13 protein-coding genes and 1 tRNA gene are annotated in these 19,981 nt (G+C 66.9%); 4 read left to right on the top strand and 10 right to left on the bottom strand.

What is annotated here, in order from left to right; genetic code table 11:
- Nucleotides 1-32: 32 nt before the first annotated feature.
- Both A37U_RS0128540 and A37U_RS0128535 read left to right on the top strand, forming a co-directional pair.
- A complete protein-coding gene (locus A37U_RS0128540; RefSeq protein ID WP_020500097.1) occupies nt 33-2,420 on the top strand; it encodes a phosphoketolase family protein in 2,388 nt (795 codons plus the stop codon).
- Entirely contained in the window at nt 2,408-3,502 is a 1,095-nt protein-coding gene (locus A37U_RS0128535; protein WP_020500096.1) for an acetate/propionate family kinase, read from the top strand. The genes A37U_RS0128540 and A37U_RS0128535 overlap by 13 nt, the downstream gene beginning before the upstream one ends.
- A gap of 234 nt (nt 3,503-3,736) precedes the next feature.
- Here the strand turns inward: A37U_RS0128535 and nrfD are convergent, their stop codons facing one another.
- From nrfD to A37U_RS0128480, 10 genes are all read right to left on the bottom strand, one after another.
- Nucleotides 3,737-4,783: an NrfD/PsrC family molybdoenzyme membrane anchor subunit gene (nrfD, locus tag A37U_RS0128530; RefSeq protein ID WP_020500095.1), complete on the bottom strand. Its 1,047-nt coding sequence runs from the start codon at nt 4,781-4,783 to the stop codon at nt 3,737-3,739.
- A gap of 21 nt (nt 4,784-4,804) precedes the next feature.
- Complete coding sequence (locus A37U_RS0128525) at nt 4,805-5,758, bottom strand: 4Fe-4S dicluster domain-containing protein (RefSeq protein ID WP_020500094.1); 954 nt, start codon at nt 5,756-5,758, stop codon at nt 4,805-4,807.
- Nucleotide 5,759: 1 nt separating this feature from the next.
- A complete protein-coding gene (gene fdh / locus A37U_RS0128520; RefSeq protein WP_240437697.1) occupies nt 5,760-9,026 on the bottom strand; it encodes a formate dehydrogenase in 3,267 nt (1,088 codons plus the stop codon).
- Nucleotides 9,027-9,104: 78 nt separating this feature from the next.
- On the bottom strand, nt 9,105-10,925 hold the full coding sequence (selB, locus tag A37U_RS0128510) for a selenocysteine-specific translation elongation factor (RefSeq protein ID WP_020500091.1): 1,821 nt from the start codon (nt 10,923-10,925) through the stop codon (nt 9,105-9,107).
- Entirely contained in the window at nt 10,916-12,232 is a 1,317-nt protein-coding gene (selA, locus tag A37U_RS0128505; RefSeq protein ID WP_020500090.1) for an L-seryl-tRNA(Sec) selenium transferase, read from the bottom strand. The genes selB and selA overlap by 10 nt, the downstream gene beginning before the upstream one ends.
- Nucleotides 12,232-13,227 (bottom strand): selenide, water dikinase SelD, encoded by a 996-nt coding sequence (gene selD / locus A37U_RS0128500; protein WP_026197699.1) that lies wholly within the window; start codon nt 13,225-13,227, stop codon nt 12,232-12,234. Before selD ends, selA begins: the two co-directional genes overlap by 1 nt.
- Nucleotides 13,228-13,323: 96 nt before the next feature.
- Nucleotides 13,324-13,415: transfer RNA gene (locus tag A37U_RS0128495), tRNA-Sec, on the bottom strand.
- Nucleotides 13,416-13,865: 450 nt separating this feature from the next.
- Nucleotides 13,866-14,777 carry a non-homologous end-joining DNA ligase gene (ligD, locus tag A37U_RS0128490; RefSeq protein WP_020500088.1) on the bottom strand — a complete coding sequence of 304 codons (912 nt, stop codon included), beginning with the start codon at nt 14,775-14,777 and terminating at the stop codon, nt 13,866-13,868.
- Entirely contained in the window at nt 14,774-15,745 is a 972-nt protein-coding gene (gene ligD, locus A37U_RS0128485; protein ID WP_020500087.1) for a non-homologous end-joining DNA ligase, read from the bottom strand. The genes ligD (A37U_RS0128490) and ligD (A37U_RS0128485) overlap by 4 nt, the downstream gene beginning before the upstream one ends.
- The gene (locus A37U_RS0128480) at nt 15,742-16,290 is read right to left on the bottom strand and encodes a DNA polymerase ligase N-terminal domain-containing protein (protein WP_240437699.1); all 549 of its coding nucleotides are present in this window, start codon (nt 16,288-16,290) and stop codon (nt 15,742-15,744) included. The genes ligD (A37U_RS0128485) and A37U_RS0128480 overlap by 4 nt, the downstream gene beginning before the upstream one ends.
- A 509-nt stretch (nt 16,291-16,799) precedes the next feature.
- Between A37U_RS0128480 and A37U_RS0128475 the strand changes: the two genes are divergently transcribed.
- Nucleotides 16,800-18,149 (top strand): NAD(P)/FAD-dependent oxidoreductase, encoded by a 1,350-nt coding sequence (locus A37U_RS0128475; RefSeq protein WP_026197697.1) that lies wholly within the window; start codon nt 16,800-16,802, stop codon nt 18,147-18,149.
- Nucleotides 18,150-18,675: 526 nt separating this feature from the next.
- Entirely contained in the window at nt 18,676-19,902 is a 1,227-nt protein-coding gene (locus A37U_RS45750; RefSeq protein WP_051111760.1) for a hypothetical protein, read from the top strand.
- Nucleotides 19,903-19,981: the final 79 nt, after the last annotated feature.

Below are 19,981 nucleotides of genomic sequence, written 5' to 3'. Positions count from 1 at the left end.
CCGCGAGGACTCGAATGGGTACTTGACCGTTCATGGGACACGTCGCAGAGCAACCGATCGATACGGCACCGAAAAGCACCGCGACAGTGCTCGAGCGGCTCGATCGGTACTGGCGCGCGGCCAACTACCTATCCGCCGCGCAACTCTATCTGTTGGACAACCCGTTGTTGCGGGAGCCGCTCCAAGCCGAACATCTGAAACCGAGACTGCTCGGTCACTGGGGCACCACGCCTGGTCTGAATTTCGTGTATGCCCACCTCAACCGGGTGATCCGACAGGAGAAGCTGAATGCCATCTTCGTTGCCGGGCCCGGTCACGGTGGCCCAGGTGTGGTGGCGAACGCCTACCTGGAAGGTACCTACAGCCAGCGGTTCCCCGATGTGACCCAGGATGAAGCGGGGTTGGCCAAGTTGGTTCGGCAGTTCTCCTTCCCCGGAGGAATCCCCAGCCATGCCGCTCCGGAGACACCGGGTTCGATCAACGAGGGCGGGGAGCTCGGCTATTCGCTGCTGCACGCGTTCGGCGCCGTGTTCGACAATCCCGATTTGCTGGCCTGCTGCGTGATCGGCGACGGGGAGGCGGAGACGGGGCCGCTCGCCGCGAGCTGGCACTCGAACAAATTCCTCGACCCGCGTGCCGATGGAGCCGTGCTGCCGGTGTTGCATCTCAACGGGTACAAGATCGCCAACCCCACGGTGCTTGCCAGGATTCCCGAGCCCGAGTTGGTGAGCCTGCTGGAAGGCTACGGCTACCGGCCCTACCTGGTCAGCGGGACGGATCCGCAAACGATGCACGAGCAGATGGCAGCGGCGCTGGACACCGTGGTCGCCGAAATCGGCGCGATCCAGCGTACCGCCCGTGAAGACGGCGAATCGATACGACCGATCTGGCCGATGATCGTGTTGCGCACCCTGAAGGGATGGACCGGACCGGCCGAGGTGGATGGGATGGCTGTGGAAGGAACCTTCCGCGCGCACCAGGTCCCGCTCGCGGAAGTGCGCACCAACACCGAGCATCGACGGCAACTGGAGAGCTGGCTGCGCTCCTACCGTCCGGAGGAACTCTTCGACGGTAACGGGACGCTGCGATCCGAACTCGCCGATCTCGCTCCGTACGGCAACGCGCGGATGAGCGCAAACGAGCACGCGAACGGCGGTCTGCTGCGCAGACCATTGCGACTGCCGAATTTCCGGGACTATCTGACTGCACTTCCGGCTCCGGGCGCGGTGAACCAGAGCGGTATGGCGGCACTGGGCGGTTTCCTGCGTTCGGTGTTCACCGCCAATCAAGAGGCGGCGAACTTTCGGCTGTTCGGGCCGGACGAGACGACTTCGAACAAGTTGGAGTCCGTCTTCGACGTCACCAACCGGGCGTGGACCGCTGAACTGCGAGCCGGCGACGACCACCTGGCGCCGGACGGCCGCGTGCTGGAGGTGCTCTCCGAGCATCTGTGCCAGGGCTGGCTGGAGGGCTACCTGCTCAGCGGAAGGCACGGTGTCTTCAACTGCTACGAGGCGTTCACCCACATCATCGACTCGATGTTCAATCAGCACGCCAAGTGGCTGAAGGTCAGCAAGGAAATCCCTTGGCGCGCGTCGATCGCATCGCTGAACTACCTGCTTTCCTCGCATGTGTGGAGACAGGACCACAACGGTTTCTCTCATCAGGACCCAGGGTTCATCGACCACGTGGTGAACAAGAAGGCGGACTTCGTCCGGGTATACCTGCCACCGGACGCGAACACGCTGCTCTCGGTGATGGACCACTGCCTGCGCAGCGAGAATCTGGTCAACGTCGTCATAGCCGGGAAACACCCGGAACCGGTATGGCTCGGACCGGACGCCGCCATCGAACACTGCACCCGCGGCCTCGGGATCTGGGACTGGGCGAGCAGCACCGACGCGGAACCGGATGTGGTGCTCGCCTGCGCGGGCGATGTGCCGACGCTGGAGACCCTCGCCGCCACGGACCTGCTGCATCGCCACATCCCGGAGCTGAACGTGCGTGTGGTCAACGTGGTCGACCTGATGCGGCTGCAAGACGAGCACCAGCATCCGCACGGCCTGCCCGATGCCGAGTTCGACGCGCTGTTCACCGAAGACAGGCCGGTCATCTTCGCCTACCACGGTTATCCGTGGCTGATCCACCGGTTGACCTACCGGCGGAGCAACCACGCGAACCTGCACGTTCGCGGATACATCGAGGAGGGCACCACGACCACCCCCTTCGACATGGTGATGCTCAACGAACTCGACCGCTACCACCTCGTGATGGACGTGATCGATCGTGTCCCCGGTCTCGGCGTGCGCAGAGCCCAACTACGACAACAGATGGTCGACACCCGGCTGCGCGCCCGGCTTTATACCCGACAGTACGGAGAAGATCCGCCCGAGGTTCGCGACTGGTCGTGGCCATCGTGACCACGGTGATGACGGTCAACTGCGGTTCCAGCAGCCTGAAACTACGGTTGGTGGACGAGTCCGACACAGTGCTGGACAGCGAGGACATCGCCGTCCACAAGGGGCAGATCGACCGCGAGCGCCTGTCGCGATTCACCGAACGACTTGGCCGGGTTGACGCGGTTGCGCACCGGATCGTGCACGGAGGCGACCGGTTCACCGGCAGCGTCCTGGTGGACAGGGATGTGCGCTCAGAACTGATGGAGCTGATACCGCTGGCTCCGGCGCACCAGCCAATGGCTCTGGCCGCCATCGACATCGTCGCCGATCAGCTGCCCGGTCTGCCCGTGGTGGCTTGTTTCGACACCGCGTTCCACTCACGGATGCCCGATGCGGCAAGGGACTACGCATTACCAAGGCAATGGCGGGATCGGTTCGGCATCCGGAAGTACGGGTTCCACGGGCTGTCCCACGAGTACGCCTCGACGCGAGCGGTGGGACTGCTTGCGGACAAGGATATTCGCATCGTCGTCTGCCATCTCGGTGCGGGCGCCTCGCTGGCCGCGGTGCGACACGGCCACAGCCTTGATACCACCATGGGGTTCACCCCACTAGAAGGCCTGGTGATGAGCACCCGCAGCGGTCGCGTGGACCCGTCGATTCTGCTGTGGCTGCAACAACATGCGGGCATCGGTGTCGAGGAACTCGCCGATACCCTGCAGTACCACTCCGGTCTGCTCGGCATGGCAGGCAATCCCAACATCGGCGAGCTGCGCGGGCGCGCGGATCGAGACGCTCGCCGTGCGGTGGATGTCTACCTGCACGAGCTCTGCGCCGCGATCGCGGCCATGACCGCGGCTCTCGGCGGATTGGACGCTCTGGTGTTCACCGGCGGAGTAGGTGAGAACGAGTCATTCGTACGGACACACGTGGCCACCGCGCTCGGCTATCTCGGTGTCACGGTGGATGAGCCGCACAACGTCGGCGCAGAGCCCGACACCGATATCAGCACCCCGGACGCGGCCGTCCGCACGCTGGTGATCGCGGCTCGTGAGGATGTGCCGATGGCCAGGGACGCCCGCATGCTGCTTGGGGGTTCCTGAGGATTCGGCCGTTCACCGGGGCGGGCGGACACGTCGTGGTGCTGCCGCGGCTCCGCTCTCGGCGCGGAACCGTCGGGGCCACATCGGTCTCTGGTCCTGCGGTGGTGCGAGCACTGCGGCGCAGTAGCCGCGGCCGTACTTGGCTGCTCGTGAAGCTGCCGAGAAAGGGCTATTCCTGTCACTGTCCATATGGCCGTACGAGGCGAGCCAACCGAGTCGGTGGCCGCCGAGGGCCTACTGCCGCGTGCGCCGCTGGTTGAGCCGTTCTCGTTGTGGCACGACGGTGTATTTCGGATCTTTGGCTGAGGTCAGTCCTGCGTGGAACACGCCCCAGCGGGTGGCGGCAGAAGCCGCGAACAGCGCCGCACCGGAGAGCGCACTGATCACCCGGCTTCGCCGGCCAAGCACGGCTCCGGCGGCACCGCAGACCGCGAGTGCCTTGCTGGCCTTGAGGTACATGCCGCCGGGGCCGGTGTCGTAGGGTTCCCCGACCATGCCGAGCCTGCTACGCATGCGCTCGAACGCGAAGAGCTCACAGCCTGCCCCCAGCACGGCGAACACGCGCGCAGGCACGCTCTCCGTTGTCGGTGCGAACAGCCCCAGCCCACCGGCTGCTGCCGCGCCCGACCCGATGAACACGAACGGCAGTTCACGGTAGCCGTCGTGCCATGCGGGTACGGCGGTGTCGCTGAGCAGGGCGGCGGTGTATGCGGCCACGGCGGGCCCGGTGACCGCGGCTGCCGCGGTGGCGCCTGTGCCTGCGATCCTTGTGATGGTGGGAAACCGCTCGAGCACGCTTGATACGGCCGCCACTCTGACGAGCCCCTCGCGATGTGCCCACACCGCGGCGACCCCGGCGGCAGGCGCATACGCCGACAACAGCCAGGAACCCACGCTCATCGGCGAACTCGGTTTGAACACACGCAGCATGTTCAGGAACCGCGCTGGCCTGCCAAGGTCGTGTACGAGTGCCGCGAGGGACACGAGCGCACTTCCGATCGAGCCCGTCGTCGTGATCCGCTGGAGTGTGGGCCTGCGGGTGAGCGCGGCTCCAGCGCCGAGCAGCGAACCCGCTCCCGCGAGGCCCCCCAAGAACAGATAGCCGGGCACGTCGGGTGTCTTCCATACCGGCGCGTTGAGCACCGGAAGTCCGTAGTAGGAGCCGAATTCGGCATCGGGCACCATGGGCTGCTCACCGTGTTTGCGCCGGTGCCTGCGTCCTCCGGTGACCGCGTTGCGGCCGGTGCGCGCGCGGTTGCCTGCGGCGTCGGTGTGGCTCATGTCGGCCTCCTCAGGGACGGTTCAGCGCTTGCCGAACGCGGCGGCGGTAAACGCGGCGGCGGCCATACCGACCAGCGTGCCCGCCGCGGCGGCGACATGACGCCACATGGACGGCAGATCGCGCGTGGTGACGACAGGGTCAGGTGGCAGACCGTAGACCTCGGGTTCGTCGAGCAGCAGGAAGAACGCCCCGTCCCCGCCGACACCGTCGTCCGGGTCCGCGCCGTAGAGCCGGGCATCGGCGACTCCCTCGCCGTGCAGCTGCTCGACACGTTGCCGCGCCCGCTCGCGCAGCTGGTCGAGGGGGCCGAACTGGATGGACTCGGTCGGACACGCCTTGGCACACGCCGGTTCACCGCCCGCGCCGATCCGGTCGTAGCACAGCGTGCATTTCCACGCTCTGCCATCGCCCTCGCGGCGGTCGATCACGCCGTATGGGCAGGCGGGAATGCAGTAGCCGCAGCCGTTGCAGATGTCCTCCTGCACGACCACGGTGCCGAATTCGGTACGGAACAGCGAACCGGTCGGGCAAACATCCAGGCATGCGGCGTGGGTGCAGTGCTTGCACACATCACTGGACATCAGCCAGCGGAACTCACCTGCTTGGCCCGGTGTGGTGGGATTCATCGCGGCGTCCGCGGGAGGGGTGGCCGCACCCTGCTCGGCCATCGCCAGCACATCCCCGGTGTGCTGCAATCCAGGGTCTTGCACGCCGATCGGTTTGCGTTGCTCGATGAACGCCACATGCCGCCACGTGTCGGCACTGAGCCCGCCGGTGTTGTCATAGGACATGCCGGTCAGGTCGAGGCCGTCTTCGGGGATCAGGTTCCATTCCTTGCAGGCGACCTCGCAGGCCTTGCAACCGATGCACACCGAGGTGTCGGTGAAGAAGCCCATCCGCGGAGGGTGGTCCGGGTAGCCACTCGCCGCCGCGGGATCGTGCCCGCTACCCGTGCTCGATGCCGTGTCGGTCATGTCAGATCTCCGTTCCGGTCTCGTCGGTGATTCCCGCTCTGCGCTGGTATTCGCGCACCAGTTCGGCTGTGCCCGCGGCATCCGGGCGCCTGCCGGGGCGGATGTCGCAGGCGAACGCCTTCACCTCCTGGATGTGCACGTTCGGGTCGAGCGAGAGCGCGGCCAGTTCGTTGGCCGCGTCGCCGGTGCTATAGCCGTTGTGGCCCCAGTGGTAGGGCAGCCCGACCTGGTGCAGCGTGCGGCCCTGCACGGCGATCGGGCTCATCCGTTCGGTGACCAGCACGCGGGCCTCGATCGCGGCACGCGCGGTGACGATCGTGGCCCAGCCAAGGTGGGTCAGGCCGCGCTGCGCGGCGAGTTCCGGGGAGATCTCGCAGAACATCTCCGGTTGCAGCTCCGCGAGGTAGGGCTGCCAGCGGCTCATCCCGCCGGCAGTGTGATGCTCGGTGAGCCGGTAGGTCGTCGCGACGTAGGGGAACACTTCCGTACCCGGTTGCGCTCCGCTTGGCTGCATCCGGTTGTGCTTGCCCTTGAACGGCAGTACCTGCCGCACGGGGTTGCGCTGTTGCGGGTAGAGCCGGTTCTCGAACGGCGAGTCCTGCGGTTCGTAGTGGGCGGGCAGCGGGCCGTCCACGAGCCCGGCCGGGGCGAACAGCCACGCCTTGCCATCGTCTTGCATCACGAACGGTTCGGTGCCCGCCAGGGCGGCGGGCCCGTGCGCATCAGATGGCGGCTGATAGTCCGGCGGTTTCGTGGCGGCGAAGTCGGCGACGTCGTGACCGGTCCAGCGCTGCTCATCGGAGTCCCACCACACGAGTGCCTTGCGCGCGCTCCAGGGGCGGCCGTCCGGGTCGGCGGAGGCGCGGTTGTAGAGGATCCTCCGGTTGGCCGGCCACGCCCACCCCCACTGGTTGGCGACCCAGTTCTGCCGATCGCCCGGTTCCCGGCGGGCGGCCTGGTTGGCCCCGCCGGCGCGTACGCCGCAGTAGATCCAGCAACCGCACGTCGTGCTGCCGTCGTCGGTGAGTTGCTCGTAGCTGGACAGCGGATTCCCCTGCGCATCGGCGCCGTTGATCTCGGCGAGCACCGCGTCGGCGTCCGGTTCGTCCAGCGGCCCGTGCACCGGGTAGTCCCATGTCAGGTCGAGAAGCGGCCGGTCCCTGTCGTCGGTACTGCCCGTGAGTTTCTCCCGGATGCGTTTGCCGAGGTAGTAGGTGAACCACAGGTCGCTGCGCGCGTCACCTTCCGGTTCCACGGCCGCATGGTGCCACTGCAGCATCCGCTGGGTGTTGGTGAAACTGCCGTCTTTCTCGGTATGTGCGGCAGCGGGCAGGAAAAACACCTCGGTGGCGATCTCGCGTGTGGACAGTTCCCCGCTCTCGATCTCCGGGCCGTCCTTCCACCATGTGGCGCTCTCGATGAGCGAGAAGTCGCGGACCACGAGCCAGTCCAGCGCGGCCATACCGAGCCGCTGCAGCTTCGCGTTCGCCGAACCGACAGCCGGATTCTCCCCATACAGGAAATAGCCGACGCACTCGCGCCTGGTCTGGGCCATGACCGTCTCGTAGGTGCTGTGACTGCCGGTCAACCGTGGCAGGTAGTCGAAGCAGAAATCGTTCTCCGGTGTCGCCGCCGGACCCCACCAGGCCTTGAGCAAGCTGGTCAGGTATGCGCCCATGTTCGCCCAGTACCCTTTGTCCGTGCCTTCGGCCGCGAGGAAGGCCGCCCGGTCCTGGTTGGCGTGTGCGTGGGGCATCGGGATGTAGCCGGGCAGCAAGTTGAACAACGTGGGGATGTCCGTCGACCCCTGGATGGAGGCGTGGCCGCGTAAGGCCAGGATCCCGCCGCCGGGCCTGCCGATGTTGCCCAGCAGGGTCTGCAGGATGGACGCGGTGCGGATGTACTGCACGCCGACGGTGTGCTGGGTCCAGCCGACCGAGTACACGAACGCGCTGGTGCGCTCGCGCCCGGAGTTCTCGGTCAGGTACTCGCACACGCGCAGGAACTTCTCCGGCGGTACCCCGCACACCTGCTCGACCATCTCGGGGGTGTAATCCGCGAAGTGCCGTTTGAGGATCTGGAACACGGTGCGCTGGTGGCGCAGCGTCGGATCGGTGCGTGCCTGCCCCGAACTGGCCCCGCCGGAACCGTGTGCCTCGCCGCGCCCCGCCTGGCGCACGCCGGAGCCGGACGGCGGGTCGCCGCCCGCGCGGTCCGGGTACTCCAGATCGCGCTCGCCCGATGCCGCCTGCACTTCGGCACCCTCGTACTGCCAGGTGTGGAAGTCGTAGTGGCGCTTCTCGGCGTCGAACCCGGAGAAGAACCCGTCCATGTCCGCCGGTCCGGCGTAGTCCTCGGTCACGATCGAGGCCGCGTTGGTGTAGTGCACCACGTAGTCGTGGAAGTACTTCTCGTTCGCCAGCACGTAGTTGACGATGCCGCCGAGGAAGGCGATGTCGGTGCCCGCACGCAGCGGCACGTGCAGATCAGCGAGCGCACTGGTCCTGGTGAACCGCGGGTCCACGTGGATGACCGTGGCGCCGCGTGCTTTGGCTTCCATCACCCACTGGAAACCGACCGGATGGCATTCGGCCATGTTGGAACCCTCGATGAGGATGCAGTCCGAGTGCTGCAGATCCTGCTGGAATGTCGTGGCGCCGCCGCGACCGAAGGAAGTACCCAGACCGGGCACTGTCGAGGAGTGTCAAACACGTGCCTGATTCTCGATCTGCACCGCCCCGAGCGCGGTGAACAGTTTCTTGATCAGGTAGTTCTCCTCGTTGTCCAGTGTGGCGCCGCCGAGGCTCGCGAACCCCATCGTGCGGCGCGTGCGGACGTCGTCCTGCTGCCACTGCCAGTACTCACCGCGCGCCTTGATCACCCGGTCGGCGATCATGTCCAGCGCCGTGTCCAGGTCCAGTTGCTCCCAGTCGGTGCCATAAGGCCTGCGGTAGAGCACCCGATGCTCGCGACCCGGACCGGTGGTCAACTGCAGTGATGCCGACCCTTTCGGGCACAGCCTGCCGCGGCTGACGGGCGAATCCGGGTCGCCCTCGATGTGTGTGACACGCTCGCCACGCACGTAGACGTTCTGCCCGCAGCCGACCGCGCAGTACGGGCACACCGACTTCACGATCCGGTCCGCGTCGGCGGTGCGCGGGGAGAGGTTCGCACTGGTACGACTCTTGGCCGCCGCACCACGCCCGCTCGGGTCGGTGCTCGCGAACTGGCGCAGTACCGGCCAGTTCAGCCACCGCTTCACGCCCAACGCCGTTCCCCGTCCCGCTCGCCTGCCGTCGCATTTCCGGGTACCCGTCTTCCCGCGGATTATGCACGTACCCGGGCCCTAACGCAGCCCGGTGTCTTCGGGCGCTTGTCCCGGTACTTGTCCTGAGCACCGTTCACCGGTCAACTTGCGGCGGTTGCCATCGACACGCACCGTCACCCCGTACCCGTCGAGGAGTTCGAGCAACGGCACCGCCACACGCCTGCTGGTGCCCAGCACACGGCGGGCTTCGCTGATGGTGAACGGTTCGGTGAGCCCGGCCAGCGCACGGTGCGCCTGCGCTGGCGCATCGGGAAGCAAGTACACCCCGTCGGCGACCCGCAGCAGCTGTTCCTGCTGTACGGCGACGGCCAGATGCGCGGCGGTCAGCCCGGCCTCGGCGAGCTCGGGAAGCTCGGGCGCGGCGAACGGTTCGCGCTGCAGCCGCTCTCGCAACCGGTGCAGCGCCGCGGCGGGCTGGTCGGGCAGTGTCGGTGTCGTGCCGCGACGGTGTATCCCGTGCGCATCGACGACCAGCTCGGCACATGCCGCGACAAGCGGTTCCAGCACAGCCGATTCCGGCAGGCCCAGCACCCGGGCGGCTGTGGCAGGGATGAGGCCGGGGGCCAGTGGTCGCTCCCGCGCGTGCCGGTCCACCAGCCTGGTCAACTCGCGTTGCCAGTCTCGCCAGCGGTCCGCGTCGGCGAGCCATGCGCCCGCGGAAACGGCACCTTCCGGTGTGGGCGCATCCGGGGCGAGCACCCCCGCAGTGACCAGCAGATCCCGCCGCACCGTGCCGCGCCTGCGTACCTCGCCTGCCGGATCGGGTTCGCCGGTGACCGCGGCGAGTTCGGCGTCGCGGCGCGCGGCCGCGCCCCGGCGGTCCAGCGGCGGCGGATCGGTGTCCAGGACGACCGCACCGGTCACGTGCCGCGTGCCCGGATCGCGCAGGATGAGCCGTTCGCCTACGTGCACCGGCAGCGGACGACGCACCGCTAGTCGCGCGGTGTGTGCGCCGAGGGGGCGCACGTGCGCCGAGGCCGCGGCCGAACCAAGGTGCAGCATCGGGGCAGTGGGCAATCGTTCGGTTTCCACACGGACATCCATGGTGTATGCCTCGCTCCACCGGCCGCGCGCGAGCAGAGCATCTCCTCGGCGCAGGCGGTTGCGATCCAGCCCGCGCAGATTCACCGCCACCCTGGCCACAGCCGAGACCGATCCAATCCGCTGCTTGAGACTCTCCACGCCCTTGACGCGCACGGATTCGCCCGAGGGGGAGACCAGCAGTTCATCTCCGATGCTGATCGACCCTCCGGTGAGCGTCCCCGTCACGACGGTGCCCGCGCCACGCACCGTGAACACGCGGTCCACCCACAGCCGGGTGGCCGAGGACGCGGGCGCGGGCATGGTCGCCACCAATCGCTCAAGCGCCTCGCGCAGTTCGCCAAGGCCCTCGCCGGTCGCGCCGCTGACCGCGACCGCCTCGAACGCATCCAGACACGTACCCGCCAGCCGTCGTTTTGCCGCATTGATCGCAGGACCGGCCGGGGCAAGATCGCAGCGGGTCACCGCGAGCAATCCGTGCCGGACGCCGAGCGCCTCGAGCGCGGCCGCGTGCTCCTCGGTCTGCTTGCACCACCCTTCATCGGCGGCGATCACCAGTAGCGCCGCGGGGACCGGGCCGATCCCGGCGAGCATGTTGGTGATGAACCGTTCGTGTCCTGGTACGTCCACGAACACCAGATCGCCGTGTACGGGCAAGGTCGTCCACACATAGCCGAGGTCGATCGTCATGCCGCGCCGGTGTTCCTCGGCCCACCGGTCGGGGTCCATTCCGGTCAGCGAGCGCAGCAACGTCGACTTGCCATGGTCGACGTGGCCTGCGGTCGCGATCACGTGCATGCCCGCTCCCGCGCCGCCGTGCGCACCGCCGCGGCCAACCGCTCGTCGTCGCTTGCGGGAACGCAGCGCAGGTCGAGCAGGCATTGGCCCGCTTCGAGCCTGCCGACGACACACGGCCGGCCCAAGCGCAGTGATGCGGCGAACGCTTCAGGCAGGGCGACGGCCCAGCCGGGCAACCGGACTTGTGGCGCGCCGCCGCCACCGACCATCCCCTCCGAAGGCACGGTATCCGCGTCGACACCGCCGCGCGCGAGTTCGGCCGCCAATGCCTCCGCACGGACGCGCAACGAGCCCTCATCGGCGTGCAGCGCGCGCAGCACCGGCGTGTCTCCCGCACCGAGCAGTGTGGCCTCGAACGCGGCCAGGACGAGCTTGTCCACCCGCATCGCGCGCGCGAGCGGGTGCTTGCGCAGCCGTCGCACCGTCTCCCGCTCGCCGAGTACGAATCCGGCTTGCGGGCCGCCGAGCAGCTTGTCGCCGCTCGCGGTGACAACAGCAGCGCCTTGCGCGAGCCAGCCCTGCGCGTCGGGTTCGTCCGGAAGCAGCGGATCGGGGTGCAGCAGGCCGGAACCGATGTCGGCGACCACGGGCACTCCAAGCCCGGCGAGCTCACGTACCGGCACCGAGGAAGTGAACCCGCCGATGGTGAAGTTCGACGGATGGACCTTGAGTACGAACCCCGTGTCCGGGCCGAGCGCCTGCGCATAATCGGAAAGGCTCGTGCGGTTCGTGGTGCCGACCTCGCGCAGCCGGGCGCCGGTACTGGCCACGAGCTCGGGGATGCGGAACCCGTCGCCGATCTCGACCATCTCGCCGCGGCTGACGACGATCTCACGGCCCGCGGCCAGCGCGGTAGCGGCCAACGCCAGCGCGGCGGCACCGTTGTTGACCACGAGCGCATCCGCGGCCGCGGGGACCGCATCGCGCAACGCGTCGGCAGCCGCCGCGCCACGCCGCGCCCGCGTGCCGGTGCGCACGTCGTACTCCACATCGGTGTACCCGGCTGCGCCGCTGAGCGCTTCGACGGCTCGCTCGGACAGCGGCGCGCGGCCCAGGTTCGTGTGCAGCACGACCCCGGTCGCGTTGACGACCGGCCGCAGTGAGCACGGCCGGGCCGGGAACGCGGCCAACACGGCCTCCACGACCCCTTCCGGGAGGAGCATCTCGCCGCGCACTGCTTCCTGCGCCGCGTGCACCGCGCGTTTGAGCACGTCTCTGCCGACCCGCTCGCGCACGCTCGCAAGCCGTGGATCGGCGAGCACCACATCGGTTCGTGGCACGGTCCGCCGCGGATCGCTGTCCGGCATCAGCCCACCACCAGTGGGCTGTCACTGGCTTCGGTGAGTTCCCCGACCACCGGCGCGCCGGGCAATTCCCCGGCGACAAGCAGTCCACCGGATGTCTGCGCGTCCGCGAGCAGTAGCTGGTCCAGCTCACCGACACTCGCGCCCCAGCGTGTGTGCGGCCATACCCAGTCGAGGTTGCGGCGGGTACCCCCGCTGACGAACCCCTGCTCAGCGGCCTCGCGCGCCCCTTCGAGATAGGGCACCGCGGCAGGGTCGACGCGCGCGGTCACCCCGCTGGCGCGGGCAAGTTTGTACAGATGCCCGAGCAGGCCGAATCCGGTCACGTCCGTGGCGCACCGCAGCCCCGCCCGCACCGCGGCCTCGGAGCTCTCGCGGTTGAGGGCGGTCATCGCCTGGATCGCCTGCTCGAATCGTTCGCCGGTCGCCTTGTGGCGAGTGTTCAGCACGCCGATCCCCAGCGGCTTGGTCAACGACAACGGGGTGCCGGGTTCGCCGCTCCCCAATCGCAGCAGTCGCTGCGCACTGCCGGTCCCGGTCACCGCCAGCCCGTACTTGGGCTCCGGGTCATCAATGCTGTGCCCGCCCGCGAGATGGCAAGCCGCCGTGGACGCGACGGTCGCTCCACCGCGCAGCACCTCGGTCAGCAACTCGGTCGGCAACCTCTCCCGAGGCCAACCGAGCAAGTTCACCGCGAGCACCGGCCTGCCACCCATCGCGTACACGTCGGAGAGCGCGTTCGCCGCGGCGATCCGGCCCCAGTCGTACGGGTCGTCGACCACAGGGGTGAAGAAGTCGGTGGTCGCGATGATCGCGGTGTCGCCTTCGAGGCGCACTGCCGCGGCGTCGTCCCCGTCATCGAGCCCCACGAGCAGTTCGTGCTCGCCTGCTCCGGCGCCGACCAGCCCGGCGACCGCCTGCTCCAGCTCGCCAGGCGGGATCTTGCACGCGCACCCGCCGCCGTGGGCGTACTGGGTCATCCGGATCGAACGGGGCATCCTGGCAACCTCCTGCACGCGGTCAGGTCAGGGCACACACGCAAGCGTAGGGCATACCCGGCCGCACGAGGTTGGAAACGCGGTCGGACCCGTCGGCGGAGGGGAACGGGAATCGAACCCGCCAGACCGAGATACTCGGCCTCGTCGGTTTTGAAGACCGCGGCGCCCACCAGGACGCGTGCCCCTCCCCATCGCGACGCCCGGTGAGACTACCAGTGGCCACCGTCGCGTCGGACCATCCATTTCGAACAACCGTGTGCGGTGCCGAAAAACCCTCGACGACACCGTCGAATGCATGTGTCGCGAGTATCGCAGAGCATGCGGGGAGCACAGTGTGTCCGGTGACCGAGCGCCGAACGGACCGGAGCTCACTGGCCCGGGGCCCCGGCACCGCCCTTGTGCTGTCCCGACGCGTTCGCAGTGGTGACCGTCGATAGAGACTGGTCTTGATTCCGGACGGCATGACCATATGCGATCCGAAAGCTGATTCCGACGAATCAATCCCCTGCCACGAACTTTCGATGCTGGATCGCATGTGTCGGCAGCTGTCGAAGCGCGGTGACAATTGCTCTGTCCTGATTCTGTCATGTGTGAGTTCGAATTCGATTACGGTTCGACTGCCTTCGTCTTCGAATAGATCATTGGCCGATGAGCTGCTCGAGTTCGCGACGTGGCTCGGTCAGAGTCCGTGCACGGTTCCTGAGTGAGGACCACGGGTCGCCGCGGTCCTTGAGTCGGTCCGGGAGAGTATGAATGGTGTACTGCCATGGTGTGGTGGTGTCGAACTCGTTCCAGTCCAGTGGAGTCGCGACGGGAGCGTTCGGTCGGGCGCGTACGGCGTAGGGCGCCACGGCGGTCTGTGCGTAGGAGTTGCGCAGGTAGTCGACGAGGATGCGGTCGCCCCGGTCTTGTTTGCGCTGCTGGACTGTGAGCATGTCCGGGTGTCGCTCGGCGAGCAAGGTGGCCAGTCGGCGGGCGAATTCGCGGGCCTGGTCGAAGGTTTGTGTCCTGCGTAGTGGCGTCAGTACGTGGAAGCCGCGGGATCCGGTGGCCATGAGAAAGGCAGGCAGACCGATCTCATCGAGGATGGTGCGCACGCTGCGTGCGGCAGACCGGAGCATGGGAAGGTCGGTCCCCGGCGGATCGAGGTCGAAGATCAGCCGGTCCGGTCTGTCGAGCTCGTCGGTGCGTGACAGCCACAAGTGTGGGGTGACACATGCCTGATCGGCGAGGTACACGAGCGTCTGTGTGTCGTCACATACGGCGTGCACGGTGACACCACCCTCTTTCTTTCCCACCTCGACGCGAGGCACCCATTCCGGATAGTGCTCGGGGACGTTCTTCTGGAAGATGCGCGGCTGGTCGATGCCATCAGGATAGCGTTCGGCTGCGACCGGGCGACCCCGTGCGTGCCGGAGGAAAGTGGATGCGATGTCGCGGTAGTAGCCGACGAGGTCCGCTTTGGTAATACTATCTTCGGGAAACAGGACCTTGTCCGCTTTGGAGATCGGGATTCTCCTGGCGCCAGCCTTGACGGTTTCCTTGCTCATCGGTTTTCGGTCACGTCCTCGTTTCCCGGTGTTTCGCGTACGACCTCGGTGGGATTCTTGTCTTCGCGCAAGCCGGAGAACCTGGGATGGCGAAGCCTGCCGTCGCGGGTCCACTCGGTGAACTCGATCTGCCCGATCAACGACGGAGACACCCAATGCGCGCCCGGCTCGCGCACCTGATCGGTGAACGGTGAGCTCGGCATTTCGCCGTCACGCAGTTGGGCGTGCAGCGAGCCGAGAAGGCTCTCGTCGAAGCCGGTGCCCACTTTGCCCGCATAGCGCAACCGCCCGTTCTCATAATAGCCGAGCAGGAGAGCGCCGAAGCCAAGCCGGGCTCCTTGTGGGTCGGTGAAGCCTGCGATGACGAATTCCTGCCCCTGTGAACATTTGAATTTCAGCCAGTCAGACGAGCGGCCCGAGTGATAGGCGGCATCGGCCCGCTTGGCGATCACCCCTTCCCATCCACGCCCGCATGCCTGCCTGAAGTATCGCTCGCCATCGGTGTTGCGGTGGGTGGTGTACCGCACCGGATCGGTGAATTCGAACGCGTCCCGAAGCATGGTTTTGCGCTGCCGTAGTGGCAGTTCGGTAGTGTCCCGCTCGTCGAGGTAGAGCAGGTCGAACAGGTAGTAGTACACTGTCATCCCGGTCGCGCGTGCTCGGCGCGGGTCGGTGAGGTGGATGCGGGGTTGCAGGGCCGCGAAGCTGGTGTTCCTCCCGTCGAAAGCCACGATCTCGCCGTCGACCACGAATCGCTGCCTGCCGCATGTGGTCAGTGCCTCGACGAGCTCGGGGAAGGAGTCGTTCATCTCTTTCCGGTTGCGCGAGTACAGCTTCGGCGTACCGGTATCGCGGACACCGACAGCTCGGACGCCGTCGAATTTTGGTTCGAACAGCCAATGCTCATCCGAGAACCGTCGACCGGTGAGAGTGGCGAGCGTGGGTTCATGCCATGCGGGGCCGCTCATGCGAAGTCCTTGTTGGTGCGGTCGCTGACGACCGACTCGGGTTGTGTCTCGGCCGGCTTGCGGCGCCGGTCGGCTCCTTCGTCGTTCTTCTTGAGCAACAGCCATTGTTCCCGAGGACCCGAGGGCCTGCGGATGAGCGAGAAGCCCCCGGCCAGTTTAGTACCGTGCAGGGATACGGTGAGATGGCCATCGGCAAGCGCCTGCCGCGCGGACCCGGTGGTCAGCACGTCGAAATGGCCGGTGTCCCATACGATGACGGTCCCGGCACCGTATTCGCCTTGCGGTATTCGTCCTTCGAAGTCCGCATAGCCCAGCGGATGGTCCTCGGTGCGTATGGCAAGCCGACGATCGTCCGGATCCACAGACGGTCCCTTGGGTACCGCCCAGGACACCAACACACCATCGATCTCCAGACGGAAGTCGAAGTGTGTGCTGCTTGCCTCGTGCCGCTGGACCACGAACACCGGGCCACCTGGGCGCCGCCCGCTGTCCCCGGCAGGTTCCGGCGTTCGCGAGGAGTCCCGCTTCGCGCGATAACTCGCCAATCGTTCCTTCAACGGCGGCCTCCCGTATCAATGCTCTGCCCAGGAAGTACCCGCTTTCCGCCGAACCGAAACAAGCCTCACAGTGGCAGAAAAGCCATTTCACCGGGTCGCAGCACCGGAACGGCCATTCAAGCGTTACGGGTACACGTTGCTGACTGAGCAGGCTGGCCCGAAACAGCTCCTATCCGACGTCGTCACCGCGGAAGCGGCGGGAATATACTCCGGAGCCAACAGGTGATGTTGTGGATCAGCTCGGAACGCCAGACGCGCATCGACCTGAACAACGGCACCGCGGTCTGAACTGTCAGTCCGGACTATTGTTCCTCCCGCCGAGCCAGGTGGGAAAACGGGAAGTTGGGTGGCCGTCGTGGTGCGCGTGCAGTACGACCCGATGCGGTGCACCAACCCGACCGTCGGCCAGCCGGCCGTGTCCCCGCGTTGGAAGAGCAGCTGTGTCGCCCGACCGATATTGTAGTTTCGGATTGGTCGTGTTCGGGTAGGTCATCGTCATGGCATCGAGTCGTGTGGTGGTCGTGGGCGGCGGTTTCGCTGGTTTCCATGCTGCCAGGGAACTGTGTCGGCGTTTGTCCATGGACGAGGTGGAGATCGTCGTGGTCAATCCCACGGATTATTTCCTCTATCTACCGTTGCTGCCCGAAGTCGCCGTGGGGATTCTGGACCCGCGACGGGTGTGCGTGTCGTTACCGGCGGCGTTGCCCGGGGTGCGGTTGGCGTTGGGTGAGGTGTGCTCGTTTTCCCTGCGGGAGCGCGAGATCCGGTACACCGATGCCGAAGGGCGGGACCGTGTACTGGGCTATGACAGGCTGGTGCTCGCCGCGGGCAGTGTCAACAAACTGCTGCCGATTCCCGGTGTCGCCGAACATGCGCACGGTTTCCGTGGTGTGCCGGAGGCGCTGTATCTGCGTGACCACGTGGTGCGGCAGATCGAACTGGCCGCCGCGGCCGAGGATCCTGCCGAGCGCGTGGCGCGGTGCACGTTCGTCGTGGTGGGCGCTGGTTATACCGGAACCGAGGTCGCCGCTCAGGGGCCCGCGTTCGCCGCCGAGCTGGCGGCGCGGCACCGGGAGCTGGATGGGCAGCGGATCCGTTGGCTTTTGCTCGAGGTTGCCGACCGGGTGCTTCCTTCGCTGGACGAGCGGCTGTCCCGCACCGCGGACACCGTGTTGCGCCGCCGTGGTGTCGAGGTGCGTACCGGCGCCTCTGTCCACGAAGCCGGGCAACACGAAGTCACCCTGGACACCGGTGAGCGGATCGGCACGCACACGGTGGTGTGGTGTGTGGGCGTACGTCCTGACCCACTCATCGAGGAGATGGGTGTGCCCACCCGGCAGGGCCGGGTCACGGTCGATGGACGGCTTCAGGTGCCCGGGCAGCCGGAGGTGTTCGCCTGCGGTGATGCCGCCGCGGTGCCCGACCGGACTCGCGGTGGCCGGCCGACGGCGATGACCGCGCAGCACGCCCAGCGGCAGGGCACCCTGGCAGGCGTCAACGTCGCCGCGTCACTGGGCCATGGCATCGCGCGTGAGTACCGGCACCACGATCTCGGCTTCGTGGTCGACCTCGGCACCGGTGAGGCTGCGGCAAACCCGCTGCACATTCCGCTTTCCGGAGCCCTGGCCAAGCTGATCACCCGCGCCTACCACCTGCTGGCGCTGCCCGGTAACCGCCTGTACGTCGCCATCGACTGGCTGCTGCATGCCATGCTGCGCACCCGCAACCAGCGCCATAACGTCGAACTCGGCCTGATCCGTGGTCCCGCGGTTCCCCTGGATTCCGCTTCGCCCGAACTCCCCAAACACTCCAGCGGCAAAGAATCGACCAGCCTGATCCAACAGTGACCATGCGAGGGCGAGCAAGAAGCAGATGTTCGCACCGTCCGAATCTTTGACAGGCTCGCGGCGAACTCGCGTAGTCCACGAATACGGCTCGGTGATCGGCGTCCCGCAGGGAAAGGAGGGTGCTTGCATGGGATATGGGGCCATGACAAGACTTTCGGATGAGACGAGCGCCTCGGGGTACGGAGAACGGTTCTTCCGGCCTTTCAGGACGACGCGCAGGCCTGCTCGAGTGCACACATGCTGTGGTAGCGCAACAGGGGCCACTTCGGCGGCGGACTTTCGATCGCGAACCAGCCGATCCCGTCGGGCAGCCGTCCGGCGAGCGGCACAGGTACCTGTGGCACCACAAGTCGCGGCCGATCGGCCTTCGCGCTCAGCTGCCCCGGTACGTTCCCGTGCCAGAGCAGGATCAGTGAACCGCGTCCCGTAGGTGTGAGGAGCCAGTACCGTGACACACCGGAGCACTATCGGATTGGTCGCTGACCCTGATGTCCCGCGGCAAGTAGCCGAGTATTTGCTCGAAGCTTTGCCGAAGCTACTCGGCGATCAGCAGGATTGGGCCATCGAGGTCGAGACCGATCCGGTCGCGGCCGGCCAACACGATGTGGTGGATATCCTCGGTCATCTCTCCCGCCGGACCGCGCAGCACGACTGGGATTACGCGATCTGCCTGACCGACCTGCCGCTGCGCCGCGACCGCCGCCCGATAGTGGCCGAGGTCGATCACGACGAGGGTGTCGCGGTCGTCGCGTTACCATCACTCGGTGGTCTCCAGACCCGCCGCCGGGCGCGCCTGCTCGTGGCGCAGATCGTCGGTGAGCTGAGTACTTCGAGCGGGGACGTCGAGGGGGACACTCAGGCGACGCGGCGAGGATCGCAGAGCGGGCTCACCGGGTTTCTCGCGCCGGTCCACCGGTACGAAACCACCACTGGCCAGGGTGGTACCGGCATTCGTTACCAGTCCACCCGCCGCCGTGGCCGTTTCCGGCTGGTGACCGGCATGGTGCGCACGAACCGCCCGTGGCGGCTGATTTTCGGCATGACCAGCGCTCTCGCCGCGGCGATCGCCACCAGTGCCTTCGGGCTCTCGTCGAGCACCATTTGGCAACTGGCCACCCAATTGGACCCGGTACGCGAGGTCGGTGCCGCGCTGGCGTCGATCGTGCTGCTCGTCGGGTGGCTGATCGCCGCGCACGGACTCTGGGAACGACCTGCTGCCACTGACAGCGGTCATGACAAGGAGCTGACCAGGCTCTACAACATCTCTACCGTTGCTACGTTGATCATCGGTGTCGCGTGTCTGTACCTCGGGCTCTTTGTGGTGAACCTCGCCATCGCGGCTTTCCTGGTGCCCACCTCGTTGCTGACCAGCACGGTGGGTTCGGCCAGCGTCGGCATGTACGTCGCACTGGCGTGGGGATTCACCACGATGGGTGTGATCGCTGGGGCGTTGGGGTCCAGCCTGGAAAGCGATCAGGCCGTACGCCAAGCCGCGTACGGCTACCGAGAACAGCAGCGCCGCGCCGAACGAGAGCAACGGGAAGAACAAGCCGTACCGGCACCGGATGGTGACAATGCCCGACGAGACCACGAGGGCACGCGAACCAAGGACGAGCTCTACGCCGATGCGCAACGCCACGATATTCGCGGCCGATCCCAGATGACCAAGCAGCAACTGCTCGACACGCTCGGATACGACGATCGGAATCGGGATTCCCCAGGCGAGCGGCGAAGCGATGATCCTTCGGACTAGCCGCACCGGCACAGCGCCCCGGACAGGACTGTCCGATGGGCGGTGGAGGATGGGTGGGTATTTTCGCGTTGGACGAAGG

The organism is Sciscionella marina DSM 45152 (assembly GCF_000379465.1).
GTDB classification, from domain to species: domain Bacteria; phylum Actinomycetota; class Actinomycetes; order Mycobacteriales; family Pseudonocardiaceae; genus Sciscionella; species Sciscionella marina.
Note: the sequence above shows the minus strand (reverse complement) of the source record. Positions and strands in the feature narration are given on the sequence as shown.